Source organism: Kitasatospora misakiensis (assembly GCF_042656005.1).
GTDB classification, from domain to species: Bacteria; Actinomycetota; Actinomycetes; order Streptomycetales; family Streptomycetaceae; genus Kitasatospora; species Kitasatospora misakiensis.
In genome coordinates this window covers 200,268-217,315 of sequence record NZ_JBHSOF010000001.1, presented here as the reverse complement: position 1 = coordinate 217,315, position 17,048 = coordinate 200,268, and the positions used below count along the sequence as shown (strand labels likewise).

The following is a 17,048-nucleotide window of genomic DNA, read 5'->3' as shown; positions in this document are numbered from 1 at the left end:
CGGGGCGAGGACCCGGGCCAGGGTGTCGGCGAAGTGCCCGGTGTCGCGGAATTCACGCACCACCTGACCCACCGCCACCGCTACCGCTACCGCTACCGGACAGTAAGGGACTTGATCAGCTTCTCGAACCGCAGGTCGGGGCGGAGCGGGATGCCGAACCGCTCGTCGCCGTACGGGAACGGCGAGTAGTCGCCGGTGCGGCGGAAGCCCCGGCGCTCGTACCAGGCGATCAGCTCGGCGCGCTGCTCGATCACGGTCATCTCCATCTCGGCCACGCCCCACTCCTCGGCCGCGTACCGCTCGGCCCGCGCGAGTACGGCCCGCCCGAGGCCGCCGCCCTGCCGGCCGGGACGCACCGAGAACATGCCGAAGTAGGCGCGCCCGCCCCGGCGTTCCAGCTGGCAGCAGGCCAGCAGCTCGCCGTCCAGCTCGGCGAGCAGCACCACGCCCTCGGCGTGGGTGACGGCCGCGGTGACGCCCTCGGTGTCGGTGCGCTGCCCGGCCAGCAGGTCGGCCTCGGTGGTCCAGCCGGCCCGGCTGGTGTCGCCCCGGTAGGCGGACTCGACCAGCTCCAGCAGGGCGGGCACGTCGGCGGTGGTCGCGGCGCGGAAGCCGAGCCGGTCGGTGGCGGCGGCCTCGGCGTCCGCGCGGGTGCTGCTCTCGGGCACGGGACCCTCTTCTCGGCGCGGCCCGGACGGGGGGTGGCCCGGGCGGGGGGCGGCGGCCGTTCGGCCGATCCCTCGCATGGTGCCACAGGCCGCCGGGCCCCCGACCTGCCCGGACAGGGACGGCGGGCGGCCCGGCGTCCAGGCCGGCGTCCGGCCGTGCATCCGGCCTGCATCCGGCCTGCATCCGGCCAAAGGTCGCCCCGAACCGCCCGGCCGCCGTCCGAAAGCCGGACGCCCTCCCCCGCACAGCGCCCCCTCCGGCAGGATGGCAGGGCGCCGAACCCCGCCCTTCACGCCCGAACCACTCACACCGGAGGCCCCATGACGACCGTCGAGATCCCCGGCTCCAAGTCGGTGACCGCGCGGGCGCTGTTCCTCGCCGCCGCCGCCGACGGCACCACCACCCTGCTCCGCCCGCTGCGCTCCGACGACACCGAGGGCTTCGCCGAGGGCCTGGGCGCGCTCGGCTACGCGCTCACCCGCGAAGAGGGCCGGTGGACGGTCGAGGGCCGCCCGCAGGGCCCGGCCCACGACGCCGACGTCTACTGCCGCGACGGCGCCACCACGGCCCGCTTCCTGCCCGTCCTCGCCGCGGCCGGCCGCGGCGACTTCCGCTTCGACGCCTCCGCCCAGATGCGCCGCCGCCCGCTCGGCCCGCTCACCGAGGCGCTGCGCACCCTCGGCGTCGACCTCCGGCACGAGGAGGCCGAGGGCCACCACCCGCTGCGGATCGCCGCCGCCGGCGTCCGGGGCGGCGAGCTGACCCTGGACGCGAGCCTCTCCTCGCAGTACCTGACCGCGCTGCTGCTGCTCGGCCCGCTCACCGAGCAGGGCCTGCGGATCACCGTGACCGAGCTGGTCTCCGCGCCGTACGTGGAGATCACCGTCGCCATGATGCGGGCCTTCGGCGCCACGGTGACCCGCACCGGCCAGGTCTTCGAGGTCGCGCCCGACGGCTACCGGGCCACCGCGTACCCGGTCGAGCCGGACGCCTCCACCGCGAGCTACTTCTTCGCCGCCGCCGCGCTCACCGGGCGCCGGCTGACCGTCCCGGGGCTCGGCAAGGACGCGCTCCAGGGCGACCTGGGGTTCGTCGACGTGCTGGCCCGGATGGGCGCGCGGGTGGAGATCGGCACGGACCGGGTCACCGTCGAGGGTCCCGCGGGCGGCCGGCTCTCCGGCCTGACCGTCGACATGCGCGACATCTCCGACACCATGCCGACGCTCGCCGCCGTCGCCCCGTTCGCCGACGGGCCGGTCCGGATCGAGAACGTCGCCAACACCCGGATCAAGGAGTGCGACCGGCTGGACGCCTGCGCCGAGAACCTCCGCCGGCTCGGCGTCGACGTCGCCACCGGGCCCGACTGGATCGAGATCCGGCCGGGCACCCCGCGCGGCACCGAACTCGCCTCGTACGGCGACCACCGGATGGTGATGTCCTTCTCCGTCACCGGCCTGCGGACGCCCGGCATCACCTTCGACGACCCCGGCTGCGTACGGAAGACCTTCCCCGAGTTCCACGAGGTGTTCGGGCGCCTGCGCGAGGAGTGGACGGCCACCGGCTGACCCTCGGGGGAATCACTGGCGCGGCTCGGCCGTGCGGGTGTCGGTGGCGGCCGCTTTTGGCCGGAGGTCGTAACTTTCCGGACCGTCGTTCTTTGGTCCGGGCAGCAGTGACGGCAACCGGTTCAGGGCGTGTGCACCACCTTCAGCCGGCGCCCGTTCGACCGCCAACGGGTCGACCAGTGCTTCGAATTCATCTTGAGAGGAATGCGGAAATGTTCAAGAACTCCCTCGCCGCCGCCGGCCTGGCCGCCGCTGTCATCGCGATGTCCGCCGGGTCGGCCTTCGCCATCGCCGACTCGGACGGCTCCGCCGTCTCGGCCCAGGGCAACGGCGGCACCAACCAGACCGGCACCGACGGCGACCACAGCGCCAACTACCACACCCTCAACAACCCGAACATCTGCCTCCCGGAGGTCCACAACATCGCGGTCGGCGCCGTCATCGGCGTCGCCGTCCCGATCGAGGTCCCGATCCTCAACAAGACCCCGAAGCAGATCTGCAACGTCGGCGAGAACACCCAGTCCTCCGGTGACGGCGGCGTCTCCCACCTGATCGGCTGATCCCGCAGAGAACGACTGGAAGCACCGCCGCTCCGAGCCCACGAGGAGTCCGGTGGAACGCCCGGCCGGGGCTACCCGGCCGGGCGTTCGCCTGTGTGCGGCAGGGGGCCCGGGGTCAGAGCCCGCAACGAGCCCCGGTGCTGCTCCCACCCGGCGGCGCGTCGTGAGTCGTCCAGGTGGTCGGAACCATTCCGCTGTGACCGCCGGTCAGAATGTGACCACCGATACTGGCGGGCTGGCACGTACATGGCTACCCTACTGCGGCCGGACGCCGTCACCGGCAGTCCCGGCAGTCCGCACCCACCCCACGGGTCGTCAGCACCGGACCAGAGGAGTGTCATGCCCAGCACTTCACGCTCCGCCAGCCCCTCCGCCGGCCCCTCCGGCACCACCGGCCTCCGGAAGCCCCGGCAGCGTCGGCAGCGCCGGCTCGGCACGTTCGCCGCCGTCGCCACCGCCGTCGCCCTTGCCGTCGGCAGCGCCGCCCCCGCGCACGCGGCCGGCGGCCACCTGCCCCCGATCCACCCCGAACTCGACTTCGCCGGCTCCACCGTGGCCGCCCACGAGGGCCGCGACGGCACCGCCCCCCTCGCCGAACTCGCCGTCACCCAGACGCCCGGCCTGGACGTCGCCAGCTACCAGGGCAACGTCAACTGGTCCTCGGTACGCGCCAACGGCGCCCGCTTCGCCTACGTCAAGGCCACCGAGGGCACCACCTACACCAACCCCTACTTCACCCAGCAGTACAACGGCTCCTACAACGCCGGCCTGATCCGCGGCGCCTACCACTTCGCCCTGCCGGACCGCTCCTCCGGCACCGCCCAGGCCAACTGGTTCGTCGACCACGGCGGCGGCTGGTCCCGCGACGGCAAGACCCTCCCGCCCGCCCTCGACATCGAGTACAACCCCTACGGCGCCACCTGCTTCGGCCTCAGCCAGAGCGCGATGGTGAGCTGGATCCGCGCCTTCAGCAACACCGTCCACACCGGCACCGGCCGCTACCCGACCATCTACACCACCACCAACTGGTGGACCACCTGCACCGGCAACAACTCCTCCTTCGGCGCCACCAACCCCCTCTGGATAGCCCGCTACGCCTCCACCGTCGGCACCCTCCCGGCCGGCTGGAGCTACCAGACCATCTGGCAGCACGCCGACTCCGGCACCTTCCCCGGCGACCAGAACCTCTTCAACGGCGCCTACGACCGCCTCCAGGCCCTCGCCAACGGCTAGCGCCCCACCAAGGGTGGGCCCCGCACCGGCGGGGCCCACCCCGCGCGGCACTGGTTCATGACGGCCCGCGGCGTCCGGGCTGCGTGCCGGGGTGCAGTCCGGTCCGGACGGGAGCAGGCTGGAAACAGCTCGCGTGGGTGGATCCTCGTGCCCAAGTGTCCACTCTCCGCAGCTGTTCATCACTGTCCGTTCCCATGGAGTCCCGGGCGGACGGCCGCGGCCTGCGCCCGCCGCCAACCGAGGGGTGAGAGAGATGACCGAGGGTGAGAAGCGGGACGACGCCCGTCGTGGTGACGGTGAGCGTCGGCCGCGCCGGGTGCGCGTTCCCGGCTTCGTCACGGACGAGGACATCGGCCTCGGGGACGCCGTCCGGCGCGTGACGAGCACGATGGGGATCAGGAGGCCCTGCGGCGGCTGCGAACGGCGAGCGGCCGCGCTCAACCGCCGGCTGGTGCTGTCCAGGGGAAACGGGAACGGACACCGATCGTGACCTCCTGTGGCGATCACCCGGCGTGACAGGTCCGCGTCCCGCACGGCACGCAAGGCGTGACGCAAGGCGTGAGGAGTCATCCATGGACCAACCGATGGACCAGGAGTTCCAGGCACAGCCGGAGCCCCCGGTGGAGAACCGGCCGCCGGCCGAGCCCGACCGCTTCGAACCGGTCCTCGCACCGGCCGCCTCCGCCGCCGCCACCATCTCCACGGCGCACTGCGGTTGCGAGGCCGCGCCGCCCGCCGAGCGGGGCGGCGGACCCGAGCCCGCCAACAACTACGTGTACGTGCTCGGCCAGATCGACTACCGGATCCCGAGCCTGGCGGTCGAGAAGGAGCTCGCCCAGGCGGTGGGCCGGTCCGAGAGCGCCGACCTGACAGATCGCCAGGCTGTGCACGCGGTGATCACGGATCCGGAGAACCGTTACCTCGCACGGCAGTTGTGCTACGTGTTGAGCGTGCAGGGGATGGAGACCTACATCCTCCGGCCGAGGGACCCGGTGGAGTTCGACCGGCTGGTCGAGGCCGTCCGCCCGGAGCCCAAGTGCACCGACCTGGACGTGGTCATCGGACACCGCGGGCCGCTCGCCCCGCCCTCCCTCTGCAACGGCCTGACGATCCCGGTCGTGAGCTTCGAGCAGATCTACTCCTTCACGAGCGACGAACTGGTGGCCTCGATCGGCAGGCCCCCGGGGATGAGCGACGAGCGGTTCGAGTCCTCGTCCCGTGAACTGCTGCGCAGCGTCATGCAGTTGGCCGACAACGCGGGCGACACCGACGAGCACCGCGCCATCAACTACCTCGCCGTCCGCTACCCGCGGATCTACGAGAAGACCGTGGAGGCCTTCGCCGCCGACTCCTCGCTGAGCGGGGTGAGATTCCAGGAGTCCCGGCTGAGCGGCGCCCGCCGGATCATCGACGTCGTGCTCTGCTACACGGACCGCCGGACGGACGTGAGTGAGAAGTTCTTCGTCCGGGTGGACACGAGCGAACTGTTCCCCTTCCTGGCCAACAAGCTGTGCCCCTTCTACGACCGTTGACCTCGCGCCCGACCGGCGCGGGACCAAGGAGGTGTGAGAGATGAGTGTTCCGGGCTTCACCGCCGACTCGACGGTCTACCGGACGAACGGGCACTACCGGACGACGTCCGGCAGCGACTTCCCCGGCCGTCGATCGGCCATCACCCCGCAGGGGCTCTGCGCGCTGGAGTGCGGCCACCTCTGCTCCCGTTACTGCCACGGCAACCCCTTCAGTTCCGACTGCGAGGACTGCAAGTGGGAGTGCATGACGGGCTGCAACGCCTAGGGTCCGACCGGCGCGGACCAAGGAGGTGCGAGAAATGAGTGTTCCGGGCTTCACCGCCGACTCGGCGGTCTACCGGACGAACGGGCACTACCGGACGACGTCCGGCAGCGGCTTCGCCGGGCACCGGCAGGCCATCACCCCGCAGGACGGGTTCTGCAGTCTGATCGAGTGCCCGGTGGAATGCCGCTCCGCGTGCAAAGGCGGCCTGGAGAGCGCCAAGTGCCAGACATGCCTGACGCAGTGCCGGAAGGACTGCCACGCCGAGGACTACGGTCCGGCCACCAACCGCCGTGCCGTGAAGGTCTGTTGACGGCCCGCGGCCGACGACCGACGACGCGGAGGAGGGTGCGATGACGGGGCCACTGGACCAGGTCGGGCTGACGTCCCTGATGGCGCGCAGCGCCGGCCGGCCGGAGGTCGCCGTGGGGGTGGTCGACGGCCTCGTCGCCCTCGACCACCCGGGGCTGGCCGGCGGGCGGCTACGCCTGCTGCCCGGCGGCGTCGGGGGCGGACAGCGCGGGCACCGGGCCGACTGCCGCCGCGCGGACGGGGACCTCTCCTGCCGTCACGGCACCTTCGTCGCCGGCCTGCTCGGCGCCCGCCGGACGTCGGAGCCGCCCGGCATCTGCCCGGGCTGCACCTTCCTACTGCGCCCCATCTTCGGGGGCGGCCGGTCGGCCGACGGGGGCGCCGCGCGGGTCGCCCCGGCCGCGTGGCCGGAGGACCTCGCCGCCGCCATCGTGGAGACCGTCGACGCGGGCGCCCGGGTGCTGAACCTGAGCGTCGCGCCCGAACGCCCCTCCAGCGCCGGCCACCGCGAGTTGGAGTGGGCGCTCGACCACGCGGCCGACCGGGGCGCGATCACGGTCGTGGCCGCCGGGAACCAGGGCGCGATCGGCTCGTCCGTGCTCACCCGCCACCCGTGGACCGTCCCCGTGGTCGCGTACGACCGGCTGGGGCGGCCGATGGGCCTCTCCAACCTGGGCGGATCGATCGGCGGACGCGGCGTCGGCGCACCCGGCGAGGCGGTCGCCGGGCTCGGCACCGACGGCCGCCCGCTGGCGCTCACCGGCACCAGCGCGGCCGCCCCGTTCGTGGCCGGCACCGTCGCCCTCCTGCTGTCCGAGTTCCCGGCGGCCTCGCCCGCCGAGGTGCGGTCGGCCGTCCTGCGCACCGGCACCGGGCGGCGCCGGACGGTGGTGCCGCCGCTGCTGGACGCCTGGGCCGCGTACGGTGCGCTGCGTCGGGCCACGGGCGGCTGACCGGGTCCGGAGTTCGCCGCCCGCACCGGCAACGAGGGCGCGGGGAAATTCGGTTGCCGCGAGCCGCCGGCTCGATCATGATCTGCCGCATGGACTTTTGATGACTGCCACGTAGTACGTACCTGTCGCGCGATCGACCTCGGAGCCTGACGACCCGGCCCCGGGGCGATGGGTCGCGCCCCTCGTGAGCATCCGTCAGAGAGCGGGAGCCGCCGAGTGAGTTCGGCATGCCCTCCTGCTGAGTCCTGAAAGCACCCAGCACACATATGAATACCGACCGCAAGGCCCTGTGGGCCGTGCGTCAGTCCGCCCTGCCCACCGTCGTCCGGTCCTGCCCGGACTGCCCCGGCACGCGGCACCGCGCCTCGGGGAAGATCCGCGTCAACGCGAACGGCAAGCTGCTCGACGTCTGGCTGCTGCTGAGCTGCGCGACGTGCGACCGGACCTCGAAGGTGCCCGTCCACGAGCGCGCCCACGTCTCGACGCTGGAGCCGGCCCGGCTGGTGGCGTACGAGAACAACGACCCGGCAGCCGTAGGTGAGCTGGTGATGAGCGCGTCGCTCGCGGCGAAGAACCGGTACCGGCTCGACTGGACCGGGACGTGGGAGCTGGAGGCCCGCATGCCGCTGTACGCGCTCGACGACCCGAACCCGCTCTCGGTGCGGGTGCGCTTCGAGCTGCCCGCGCCGGTCCGGGTGGAGCGGCTGCTCCGGCTCGGTCTCGGCCTGAGCCGGTCCGAGGTGCGCCGTCTGGTCGCGGACGGGCGGATCCGCCTGCCGTTCGCGCCGGACGCCAAGGCCCACCAGGACTTCGAACTCACCATCCACGGACCCGGTTCCGTCGACGCGGCCAAGCACGCGAAGTCCCTCGACGCGCCCGACGCCGAACGCACCGACCTGGCCCGGATCGGACTGCCGCCCGCACCGGGCCAGGAGCTCCCACGCCGGGCCGTGGCGGCTGGGACTTCTCCGGTCGATCATGCGCGGAGCCGGCCGACGAGGGCGGCTGCGGTGACGGTCCCGAGGTAGCCGTACCACCCCGCGGCCGGGCGGGCGAAGCATCGCTCCGCCCGCCCGGCCCCGCACGGGTTTTAGGTCGCACGGGCCGCCCCGACCGCCGGAACGGCGGTGAGGGAGTCCAGGAGGAGGCGCCAGGCCGCGTCGTAGGCGGCCGGGTCGTCGGGGGCGCCCGGGGGGCCGAAGGCGACGTGCGGGGCGCCGTGGAGGACGGCCAGGAGGAGTTGGGCGACCAGCTCGGGCGGGCGGGGTGCCATGGTGCCCTCGCCCTGGGCGCGGCGGATCAGGGTGACCAGGCCGCGCTGCACGTCCTCGAAGATGTCCGGCGCGCCGGAGGGTGCCGCGACGGCCGGTGCCGGGCCGACCGGGTCCGGGCAGTCGGTGGCCAGCCGGAGCGCCGCCCGCAGGCGGACGTCCTCCTTCAGCCGCACCGCCAGGTCCAGCACCAGGCCCTCCAGGACGGCGGTGGCCTCGACGCCCGGGACGTCGCGGGCCAGTCGCATCTCCTCCCAGACCTGCCGCGACTGCGACATCAACGCCCCGGCGAGGGCGCGCTTGGAGGCGAAGTGCCCGTACAGCGCGCCCTTGGTCATGCCGGTGCGCTGCGCCACCGCGTTGAGGGTGGCCCGGCTGTAGCCCTGGGTGGAGAACTCCTCGGCCGCGGCGTCGAGCACCTTCTCCCGCGTGCGCCGCGCCCGCTGCTGCTTCATCATGCGGCCCTCCCTGGAACGAGAAGATTCCTTTCTGAAGGAATGTTCTCAGTACGGCCTCATGTCCGCCGCGCATCCGACGAAATCGGACGGAAATCGATCGGTGACGATCAGTCAACTTGCCGACGATAGAAAAGCCATGCCGAGAACCGCGGCCGCGCGGCCGGGGGCAGCCGAGGGTGGCGCGGCGGCGGTTCTCGCCCACCGCCAGGGCGGTGGCCCCTTCACGAATCCCCCTCCCCCGGAGGTCGCGAAGGCCTGGGCGGGCCCGCTACATTGCGGTGCCCCTATCGTGCGACAGCCCAGGAACATACCTTCCGGAAGGTTTGGCATCGCGCCGGATCTTCCCCCCGGATCTTTCCAACACGCCCTTCTCCACAGCGTGTTGACCCATCGCACCACCCACCCCCACCGCGCTCACCCCCCACCACCGAGGAGCCGACCATGTCCGATCCCGAACCGGCCGGCCCCTTCCGGGTCCGGCCCATCGCCACCCGGCGGGGCCCCGACCCCAAGCAGGACCGGGCGGCCCGCACCAGACTCCTGGTGCTCACCGCCGCCGCCGAGCTGTTCGCGGCCCGGGGCTTCCGTCACACCTCGGTGCAGGAGGTGGCCGACCGGGTGGCGATGACCAAGGGCGCCGTCTACTTCCACTACCCGACCAAGGAGGCGCTGGCCGTAGCCGTGGTCGAACAGCACTACGCCCGCTGGCCGTTGCTGCTGGCGGAGGTCACCGCCGAGGGGCACGGACCGCTGGCGACCACCGTCCGCCTGCTGACGGGCGCGGCCACCGCCTTCCGGGACGACATCGTCGCCCGGGCCGGTGCCCGGCTGCAGATCGAACGCCCGCAGATCGACGCCGAGTTGCCGGACCCGTACGTGGACTGGACCGAGCTGCTCGGCAGCCTGCTGACCCGCGCCGAGGCGGCGGGCGAGCTGCGCGCGGGCGTCTCGCCGCAGGCGGCGGCCCGGTCGCTGGTGGCCGCGTTCTTCGGCACCCAGCAGGTCTCGGACGGCCTGCACGAGCGGGCTGACCTCGTCGAACGCTGGTCGGAGACGGCCGAGTTGCTGTTCCGCGCGATCAGGGCCTAGCCGAAGCGGCCGGCACCCCCACCGCGCCGGGGCGCCCGGACGCCGTGCCGGACACCACACCGGACGCCGTGCCCCGGGTGGCGGCCCGGGCCGTGGCCGCGGCGACCAGGGCGAGCCCGGCCGCCGCCAGCGGGAACCAGCGCCCGCCGAACAGCGCGATGGCGGCGCTGCCGACCGCGCCGCCGGCGGCCGTGCCCAGGTAGAGGGCGCTGCTGTTGAGCGAGATCAGCAGTTGCGCGTTGGCCGGGTCGAGCGAGGCGAGCCGGTGCGGCAGCGCGACCGAGACCGCCCAGCCGGCCAGCGGGGTGACCACGGCGTAGGCCAGCGCGCCGGGCATCGAGCGCCCCGCCCACGGCAGCGCGGCAAACGCGACCGCCGCCACCGAACTGCCGACGAGCAGCACCCGCCGGACGCCGACCCGGTCCACCAGCCGCCCGCCCAGCCAACTGCCCGCCACCGAGGCGAGGCCGGAGACCAGCAGGACCAGGCTCAGCCGGTCCGCGCGCCCGCCGGTGGCCGGGGCGATCGCGGTGGCGAGGTAGATGTAGACGGTCTGGAAGGCGAGGAAGAAGACCAGCGTCGTCGAGGCCGCCAGTCGGTGCGCCCGATCCAGGTGCCGAGCGGGACGCCGAGGGCGGTGGCGACCGTCATGCCGCCGAGCACGGTGGCCAGCGCCCGGCCGCGCCGCTCCGGGGTGACAAGGGTGGTGGCGACGGCGTTGGCGGTCGGGGTGTAGAGCGCGGCGCCCGCGGCAGCCAGCACTCGGGTGGCGAGCAGGGTGCCGTACGAGGGGGCGAGCGCGCTGAGCGCGTTGGCGGCGCCGAACACGGCGAGCGCCGTGAGCAGCAGCCGGCGGCGCGGCCAGCGTGCGGTGAGCGCGGCGAGGGGCGGGGCGAGCAGGGCGTAGCCGAGGGCGAAGACGGTCACCAGCTGGCCGGCGGCGGTGACCGAGACCCCGAGGTCGTCGGCGATCGGGCCGAGGATGCCGGCCATGACCATGGTGTCGGTGCCGACGGCGAAGGTGCCGAGGGCGAGCAGGAGCAGGCGGACGGGCACGTCGATCCCCCAGGAGTGCGGTGGCGTGGACATCACCGGACGTGATTGTTTGATCCGCTTCCCCGGGCTGCTCGACGCCCTGCTCGCCGCCACCCAGGCCACCACCGGCTGAACGAACCGGTTGAACCCACGGGCGGAACGGAACCACCCCACCGCCCGTCCGGCCGCACCGGACCGGCGCCGGCGCCGCCCGCTCGGTAGCGTGACCGGGACGGCAAGGGCGCGGACCAGCGGAAGGCCGGGCGAGTGCGATGATCGGAGAGATCGGCGGCGCGGCCGGCGGCGAGTTCGGTGGCGAACTCGATCTCGGCGGGCTGCGGCGGGTCTACGGCACCGTCGGCCACCGGCTCTTCTACACCCTCGTCTGCCGACGGGCCCGGCACTGGGGCTGGACCGAGCCCGGCCAGTCCAAGTGGCGCTGCTGGCGGGCGCAGCGCCAGCTGGAGGGGGTGCTCGGCCGCAAGCTCGCCCTGCCGCCCAACGCCCGCGTCCTGGACGCCGGCAGCGGCTCCGGGGTGGTGGCACGCCAGATCGCCGCCCGCTTCGGCCTGCGGGTCACCGGCGTCGACCTCATGGACTTCCACGTCCGCGAGGCCCGCAGACTGAGCGCCCGGGCCGCCCTGGAGGACCGCACCACCTTCGCCTGGGGCGACTTCCACGACCTGGAGTACCCCGACGCCTCCTTCGACGGCGTCTACTCGATGGAGACGCTCTGCCACGCCTACGACCCGGCGCGGGCCCTCGCGGAGTTCCACCGGCTGCTGCGGCCCGGCGGGCGGCTGGTGCTGCTCGGCCCGGCCGCCGTCCCCCGCGCGGAGATGCCCGACCCGCAGCAGGCGCTGCTGGAGCCGTACCTGGACGCGATGGTGCTGCCCGGCGCCCGCCGCTACACCACCCGGACGATCGGCGGGCTGATCACCGGGGCCGGCTTCCGACTGGAGGAGGAGCTCGACGCCACGCCGTACTACCTGCCGACCACGGAGGCGCTGTACGCGTACTTCCGGCTGCCGTACGCGGCGCTGCGGCGGCTCGGGGTGACCGAGCACTGGCTGGGGCTGCGCTCCACGGTGGAGATGTACGAACTGCGCCACCATGTCGCGTGGATGGTGCACACCGCCGTCAAGGACGGCTGACCGGCCGCGCGCTCAGCCCGCGGCGCCCAGCATCCGCAGCACCAACTCCCCGTAGCGACGGCCGAGTTCCTCGGGCGTCTCGCTGCTGCGGTCGGTGTACCAGCGGGACACGTCGATCCCGAGCGAGGTGATCGCGCGGGCGGCGGTGCGCACCTCGGCGACCTCGAAGACCCCGGCCGCCAGCCCCGCCTCGATCTGCGCGCTGACCTCCCGCTCGATGTCCAGCCGCAGGGCCGCGACCGCCACGTAGTCCTCCTCGGGGAGCGCGTGCAGCTCGTAGTTGACCACCCGGCCGACCGTCCGGGCCCGGGCGTGCCAGGCGGTGAAGTCCTCGACCAGACGCCGCATCCGGGCCACCGGGTCGCCCCCGCCGGCCACCGCCGCCCGGACCAGGGCGAGCGCCGCGGCGTGCCCGGCCCGGCTGATCTCGGCCAGCAGGGCCGCCTTGGACGGGTAGTGGATGTAGAGCGCGGCCGGGCTCATCCCGGCTCCGGTGGCGATGTCCCGGGTGGTGGTGGCGTGGAAGCCGCGCTCGGCGAAGGACTCGACGGCGGCCCCGAGCAGCCGGTACACCGCCTCCGGGCGGGTGTCGGCGCCGCCGGGCAGGGTGGGCCAGAGCTCGGCGATGGGCGTGCTGGTCATGGCGCCATCCTCGCAGATCGGTCGTCCGGGCAGTCGTACGGGCATTCGGCCCGCGCGGGCCCGTCGAGCCCACGCAGGCCCGTCGGGCGCGTGATCCGAGGGGCACGGACGGCGGGCACGGACGACGAGCACGGCTGTTGACAGGGTCCCGCACCGACACCATGCTGAGCAAGCGCTTAGTCAGTGGCTCCGTCAGCGGCCCGGTCAGCCGGTCGGCCGCCCTCCACGCCGAGAGGACCCCCGTGGTGCACTCCTTCAAGGGCCGGGTGGCCGTCGTCACCGGATCGAGCCGGGGCATCGGCCTCGGCATCGCGCGCGAGCTGGTCGCCCGGGGGGCCAAGGTCTGCCTGACCGCCCGCACCCCGGAACCGCTCGCCGAGGCGGTCCAGGACCTCGGCGGCCCCGAGGTCGCCATCGGGGTCGCCGGCCGCTCCGACGACCCGGCCCACCAGGAGGAGGCCGTCACCCGCACCCTGGAGGCCTTCGGACGGCTCGACCACCTGGTCAACAACACCGGCATCAACCCGGTCTACGGCCCGGTGCTCACCGTCGACGAGGCCGCCGCCGCCAAGATCCTCGCCGTCAACGTGCTGGCGCCGCTCGCCTGGACCCGCCGCGCGCACGCCGCCTGGATGGGCGAGCACGGCGGCTCGGTGGTCAACGTCGCCTCGGTGGCCGGCATCCGCGCCTCACTCGGCATCGGCATGTACGGGGTCTCCAAGGCCGCGCTGATCCGGCTCACCGCCGAACTCGCCGCCGAGCTGGGCGGTCAGGGCATCCGGGTCAACGCGGTCGCCCCCGCCGTCGTCAAGACCAAGTTCGCCGAGGCGCTGTACGAGGGCCGCGTGGAGCAGGTCGCCGCCGCCTACCCGCTGGGCCGGCTCGGGGTGCCCGAGGACGTCGCCGGCGCGGTGGCGTTCCTGCTCTCCCCCGACGCCGCGTGGATCACCGGGCAGACCGTGGTCGTGGACGGCGGCGTGACCCTCGGCGGCGGCCTGTGAGCACCAGCAGCAGCACCTCCCCCGCCGCCCCGCCGTTCGCCGGGCAGGGCGTGGTGGTCACCGGCGGCGGCCGGGGCATCGGCGCCGCCGTGGCCCGCGCCTTCGCGTCCGCCGGCGCCCGGGTGGTGGTCAACGACCTCGACGGCGCCGCCGCCCGCGCGGTCGCCGCCGACTGCGGCGGCACCGCCCTGCCCGGTGACGCCGCCTCCGCCGAGGGGATCGCCGCCCTGGTCGGCGCCGCCCGCACCGTACTCGCCGGGCACGGCACCGAACTCGACATCTGGTGCGCCAACGCGGGCGTCGCCCCGATCGGCGGCGCGGACGCGTCGGCCGCCGACTGGAGCTCCGCCTGGGAGGTCAATGTGCTGGCCCACGTCCGGGCCGCCGAACTGCTCCTCCCCCGCTGGCTGGAGCGCGGCAGCGGCCGGTTCGTCGCCACCGTCTCGGCGGCCGGGCTGCTCACCATGCTCGGCTCGGCCCCGTACGCGGTCACCAAGCACGGCGCGCTCGCCTTCGCCGAGTGGCTCGCCGCCACCTACCGCCACCGCGGGCTGCGGGTCCACGCGCTCTGCCCGCAGGGCGTGCGCACCGCGATGCTGGCGAGCACCGGCGCGGTCGGCGAGACGCTGCTCGCGCCCACCGCCCTGGAGCCGGAGCAGGTCGCGGCGGCACTGCTGGACGCCCTGGCGGCGGACCGCTTCCTGGTCCTGCCGCACCCCGAGGTCGCCGACTACTCCACCGCCCGCGCCGGGGACCCGGACCGCTGGCTGGCCGGGATGAACCGTCTCCAGCGGCAGCTGGAGCAGGAGGGAGCACTGTGAGGGCTTGGCAGGTACCCGAGACGGGCGAGCCGCGCGCGGTACTGCGGCAGGTCGAGGACGCGCCGCGCCCGGTGCCGGGCCCGGGACAGCTGCTGGTCCGGGTCCGGGCGGCGGCCGTCAACTTCCCGGACGCGCTGCTCGTCCGGGGCCAGTACCAGGTGCGGCCACCGCTGCCGTTCACCCCCGGGGTGGAGCTGTGCGGCGTGATCGAGGCGTGCGGACCCACGGCGGACGACGCGGTGGACGGCACAGCGGACTCCGCGAGCGACCCGGCTGAGCCGTGGCGCCCCGGTGACCGGGTGGTCGGCACGCCCGTCCTCCCGCACGGCGCGTTCGCCGAGTACGCGCTGCTCGACGCCTCCGCCGCCTTCCCGGCCCCCGAGGCCCTGGACGACGCCGAGGCGGCCGCCCTGCACATCGGCCACCAGACCGCCTGGTTCGCCCTGCACCGGCGGGCCGCGCTGCGCCCCGGCGAGACCCTGCTGGTCCACGCGGCGGCCGGCGGGGTCGGCAGCGCCGCCGTCCAGCTCGGCCGGGCGGCCGGCGCCCGGGTGATCGCCGTGGTCGGCGGCGCCGGCAAGGCGGCCACCGCCCGCTCGCTCGGCGCCGACCTGGTGGTGGACCGCACCTCCGAGGACTTCGTCGCCGCGGTCAAGGCCGCCACCGGCGGCCGGGGTGCCGACGTGGTCTTCGACCCGGTCGGCGGCGCGGCCTTCACCGGCTCCACCCGCTGTGTCGCCTTCGAGGGCCGGATCGTGGTGGTCGGCTTCGCCGGCGGCGAGATCCCGGCGCCCGCGCTCAACCACGCCCTGGTGAAGAACTACGCGATCCTCGGGCTGCACTGGGGCCTCTACCAGACCCGCGACCCGCGGGCCGTCCGCGCCGTCCACCGGGAGCTGACCGACCTCGCGGCCAAGGGTGTCGTCCGGCCCCTGGTCACCGCGCGTCTGCCGTTCGACGCCGTTCCCGACGCCGTCCAGCGGGTCGCCGACGGCACCACCACCGGCCGGCTGGTGATCACCCCCTGACCGGGACCAGGCCGCACCCCTTCCCGCAGGCCGTCACCAGGCGGCGTCGATCCCGCCGGTGATCACGTCGAGGGCCGGGCGCGGGGCGCGGCCGAGGAGGGCGGCGAGGTCGCCGGGCTTGCCCGGCCCGGCCAGGAAGCCGTGGGCGATCGCCGAGCAGGTGCTCGCCACCATCGGGACCTGGAAGGACTCGGCGCCCGAGGCCGCGATCGCCGCCCGCCCCTGGGCGAGGGTGCCCGGGCGGTACTCGATCGGGCGGCCGGTGGCCCGGGTGAGCGCCGCGGCGACCTCGGCGCCGCCCACGGCCTCCTCGCCGACCAGCTCGTAGACCCGGCCCGCGTGCCCGGCCGGGGCCAGTGCGACGCCCGCCGCGACCTCGGCGAGGTCCTCCCGGGCGACCGCCGCCAGCCGGCCGTCGCCGAGCGGGGCGGTGATCGCGCCGTCCGCGTCGGGCTGGGCCACGAAGCCCAGCAGCTCCGCGTAGAGGCCGTTGCGCAGGATCGTCCAGCGCAGGGTGGCCGACGCGCGCAGCCGCCGCTCGGTCCAGCGGTGGGCGAGCGCGTAGGTGAGGTGGTCGCCGTCGCCGGAGAGGCTGGTGTAGATCACGTGCTCCACCCCGGCCCGCTCGGCCGCCTCGACGGCCGCCCGGTGCCGGGCGATCACCACGTCGTCCTCGCCGTAGCCGGCCGAGATCAGCAGCAGGGTGCGGACTCCGGTGAAGGCCTCGGCCAGCGTCTCCGGCCGGTCGAAGTCCACCGTCCGCACCGGGACGCCGAGCTTCGGCGCGCGCTCCGGCGTCCGGCTGCCCGCCACCACGCCGTCGAGCCCGCCGGGCCGCTCGGCCAGCCGCTCCAGCACCAGCGAGCCGAGACCGCCGTTGACGCCCGTCACGAGAAGCATCGTTCCTCCAGAGATCCGCACCGGGCCGGCGGTCCGTCCGCCCCGCCCACGGCCACTCGCCCTGCTCAGTGGCCCGACGCCCATCCTCGATAACCTGGGCGTTCGACATAAGGAGGCACTTCGATGTCAGTGGGGCACACTGCGGTAACCACCCCGGCCGAGGAGACGCGGCCGGTGGTCTGGTGCGAGGAGGGCGTGGACTGCGGCATCCGCGACCTGCTCCACCGGCTCGGCGACCGGTGGACCGTCCTGGTCGTGGTCGAACTCGCCCAGGGCGTACGGAGGTTCCGGGAGCTGCAGCGCGCCGTGCCGGGGATCTCGCAGCGGATGCTGACCCTGACCGTCCGCCGCCTGGAGCGCGACGGCCTGGTCTCGCGCACCGTCCACCCGACGATCCCGCCGCAGGTGGAGTACGAGCTGACGCCGCTCGGGCACAGCCTGACCCATCTGGTGCGCGCGATGGCCGACTGGTCCTACGACCACCACGACGCGATCGTCGACTCCCGGCAGAGCTGGGACGCGGCCAACCCGGAGTCGGAAATCCGCTGAACACCAACGCCACA

The 17,048-nt window shown here is 74.3% G+C and carries 20 protein-coding genes; 14 read left to right on the top strand and 6 right to left on the bottom strand.

Going from position 1 to position 17,048, the window contains the following annotated elements:
* Positions 1 to 92: 92 nt before the first annotated feature.
* The gene (locus ACFP3U_RS00845; RefSeq protein ID WP_380223081.1) at positions 93 to 668 is read right to left on the bottom strand and encodes a GNAT family N-acetyltransferase; all 576 of its coding nucleotides are present in this window, start codon (positions 666 to 668) and stop codon (positions 93 to 95) included.
* Between the two features lie 321 nt (positions 669 to 989).
* On the opposite strand from ACFP3U_RS00845, the gene aroA reads away from it, so the two are divergent.
* The 8 genes from aroA (at position 990) to ACFP3U_RS00805 (ending at position 8,114) form a co-directional block, all read left to right on the top strand.
* A complete protein-coding gene (aroA, locus tag ACFP3U_RS00840; protein ID WP_380223080.1) occupies positions 990 to 2,234 on the top strand; it encodes a 3-phosphoshikimate 1-carboxyvinyltransferase in 1,245 nt (414 codons plus the stop codon).
* A gap of 212 nt (positions 2,235 to 2,446) precedes the next feature.
* On the top strand, positions 2,447 to 2,794 hold the full coding sequence (locus tag ACFP3U_RS00835; protein ID WP_380223079.1) for a rodlet layer protein: 348 nt from the start codon (positions 2,447 to 2,449) through the stop codon (positions 2,792 to 2,794).
* 339 nt (positions 2,795 to 3,133) lie between these two features.
* Positions 3,134 to 4,027: a lysozyme gene (locus ACFP3U_RS00830; protein WP_380223078.1), complete on the top strand. Its 894-nt coding sequence runs from the start codon at positions 3,134 to 3,136 to the stop codon at positions 4,025 to 4,027.
* A gap of 572 nt (positions 4,028 to 4,599) precedes the next feature.
* On the top strand, positions 4,600 to 5,559 hold the full coding sequence (locus ACFP3U_RS00825; RefSeq protein ID WP_380223077.1) for a cyanobactin maturation protease PatG family protein: 960 nt from the start codon (positions 4,600 to 4,602) through the stop codon (positions 5,557 to 5,559).
* Between the two features lie 40 nt (positions 5,560 to 5,599).
* Positions 5,600 to 5,824 carry a hypothetical protein gene (locus ACFP3U_RS00820; RefSeq protein ID WP_380223076.1) on the top strand — a complete coding sequence of 75 codons (225 nt, stop codon included), beginning with the start codon at positions 5,600 to 5,602 and terminating at the stop codon, positions 5,822 to 5,824.
* A gap of 34 nt (positions 5,825 to 5,858) precedes the next feature.
* Positions 5,859 to 6,134 carry a hypothetical protein gene (locus ACFP3U_RS00815; protein ID WP_380223075.1) on the top strand — a complete coding sequence of 92 codons (276 nt, stop codon included), beginning with the start codon at positions 5,859 to 5,861 and terminating at the stop codon, positions 6,132 to 6,134.
* Between the two features lie 40 nt (positions 6,135 to 6,174).
* Positions 6,175 to 7,086, top strand: coding sequence for a S8 family serine peptidase (locus ACFP3U_RS00810; protein WP_380223074.1), 912 nt, complete (start codon positions 6,175 to 6,177; stop codon positions 7,084 to 7,086).
* 266 nt (positions 7,087 to 7,352) lie between these two features.
* Positions 7,353 to 8,114: a DUF1062 domain-containing protein gene (locus ACFP3U_RS00805; protein ID WP_380223073.1), complete on the top strand. Its 762-nt coding sequence runs from the start codon at positions 7,353 to 7,355 to the stop codon at positions 8,112 to 8,114.
* A 62-nt stretch (positions 8,115 to 8,176) separates the two neighbouring features.
* Here ACFP3U_RS00805 and ACFP3U_RS00800 read toward each other — a convergent pair whose 3' ends face one another.
* Positions 8,177 to 8,815, bottom strand: coding sequence for a TetR family transcriptional regulator (locus tag ACFP3U_RS00800; RefSeq protein ID WP_380223072.1), 639 nt, complete (start codon positions 8,813 to 8,815; stop codon positions 8,177 to 8,179).
* A 441-nt stretch (positions 8,816 to 9,256) separates the two neighbouring features.
* On the opposite strand from ACFP3U_RS00800, the gene ACFP3U_RS00795 reads away from it, so the two are divergent.
* Complete coding sequence (locus ACFP3U_RS00795; RefSeq protein ID WP_380223071.1) at positions 9,257 to 9,904, top strand: ScbR family autoregulator-binding transcription factor; 648 nt, start codon at positions 9,257 to 9,259, stop codon at positions 9,902 to 9,904.
* Here the strand turns inward: ACFP3U_RS00795 and ACFP3U_RS00790 are convergent.
* The gene (locus tag ACFP3U_RS00790) at positions 9,894 to 10,430 is read right to left on the bottom strand and encodes an MFS transporter (RefSeq protein ID WP_380223300.1); all 537 of its coding nucleotides are present in this window, start codon (positions 10,428 to 10,430) and stop codon (positions 9,894 to 9,896) included. The two genes, ACFP3U_RS00795 and ACFP3U_RS00790, sit on opposite strands and share 11 nt — an antisense overlap.
* Positions 10,394 to 10,993, bottom strand: a complete 600-nt coding sequence (locus tag ACFP3U_RS00785; RefSeq protein WP_380223070.1) for an MFS transporter — start codon at positions 10,991 to 10,993, stop codon at positions 10,394 to 10,396. Before ACFP3U_RS00785 ends, ACFP3U_RS00790 begins: the two co-directional genes overlap by 37 nt.
* 218 nt (positions 10,994 to 11,211) lie before the next feature.
* Here ACFP3U_RS00785 and ACFP3U_RS00780 point away from each other — a divergent pair, with 218 nt between their 5' ends.
* Complete coding sequence (locus ACFP3U_RS00780) at positions 11,212 to 12,093, top strand: class I SAM-dependent methyltransferase (protein ID WP_380223069.1); 882 nt, start codon at positions 11,212 to 11,214, stop codon at positions 12,091 to 12,093.
* Between the two features lie 12 nt (positions 12,094 to 12,105).
* Here ACFP3U_RS00780 and ACFP3U_RS00775 read toward each other — a convergent pair whose 3' ends face one another.
* The gene (locus ACFP3U_RS00775) at positions 12,106 to 12,735 is read right to left on the bottom strand and encodes a TetR/AcrR family transcriptional regulator (RefSeq protein ID WP_380223068.1); all 630 of its coding nucleotides are present in this window, start codon (positions 12,733 to 12,735) and stop codon (positions 12,106 to 12,108) included.
* 242 nt (positions 12,736 to 12,977) lie between these two features.
* Between ACFP3U_RS00775 and ACFP3U_RS00770 the strand changes: the two genes are divergently transcribed.
* The 3 genes from ACFP3U_RS00770 to ACFP3U_RS00760 are packed head-to-tail and all read left to right on the top strand — an operon-like array spanning position 12,978 to position 15,585.
* Positions 12,978 to 13,736: an SDR family oxidoreductase gene (locus ACFP3U_RS00770; protein WP_380223299.1), complete on the top strand. Its 759-nt coding sequence runs from the start codon at positions 12,978 to 12,980 to the stop codon at positions 13,734 to 13,736.
* On the top strand, positions 13,733 to 14,557 hold the full coding sequence (locus ACFP3U_RS00765) for an SDR family oxidoreductase (protein WP_380223067.1): 825 nt from the start codon (positions 13,733 to 13,735) through the stop codon (positions 14,555 to 14,557). The genes ACFP3U_RS00770 and ACFP3U_RS00765 overlap by 4 nt, the downstream gene beginning before the upstream one ends.
* Positions 14,554 to 15,585: an NADPH:quinone oxidoreductase family protein gene (locus tag ACFP3U_RS00760; protein ID WP_380223066.1), complete on the top strand. Its 1,032-nt coding sequence runs from the start codon at positions 14,554 to 14,556 to the stop codon at positions 15,583 to 15,585. The genes ACFP3U_RS00765 and ACFP3U_RS00760 overlap by 4 nt, the downstream gene beginning before the upstream one ends.
* A 33-nt stretch (positions 15,586 to 15,618) precedes the next feature.
* Here the strand turns inward: ACFP3U_RS00760 and ACFP3U_RS00755 are convergent, their stop codons facing one another.
* Positions 15,619 to 16,485 (bottom strand): NAD(P)H-binding protein, encoded by an 867-nt coding sequence (locus ACFP3U_RS00755; RefSeq protein WP_380223065.1) that lies wholly within the window; start codon positions 16,483 to 16,485, stop codon positions 15,619 to 15,621.
* Positions 16,486 to 16,608: 123 nt separating this feature from the next.
* Between ACFP3U_RS00755 and ACFP3U_RS00750 the strand changes: the two genes are divergently transcribed.
* Positions 16,609 to 17,034 carry a winged helix-turn-helix transcriptional regulator gene (locus tag ACFP3U_RS00750; protein WP_380223064.1) on the top strand — a complete coding sequence of 142 codons (426 nt, stop codon included), beginning with the start codon at positions 16,609 to 16,611 and terminating at the stop codon, positions 17,032 to 17,034.
* Positions 17,035 to 17,048: the final 14 nt, after the last annotated feature.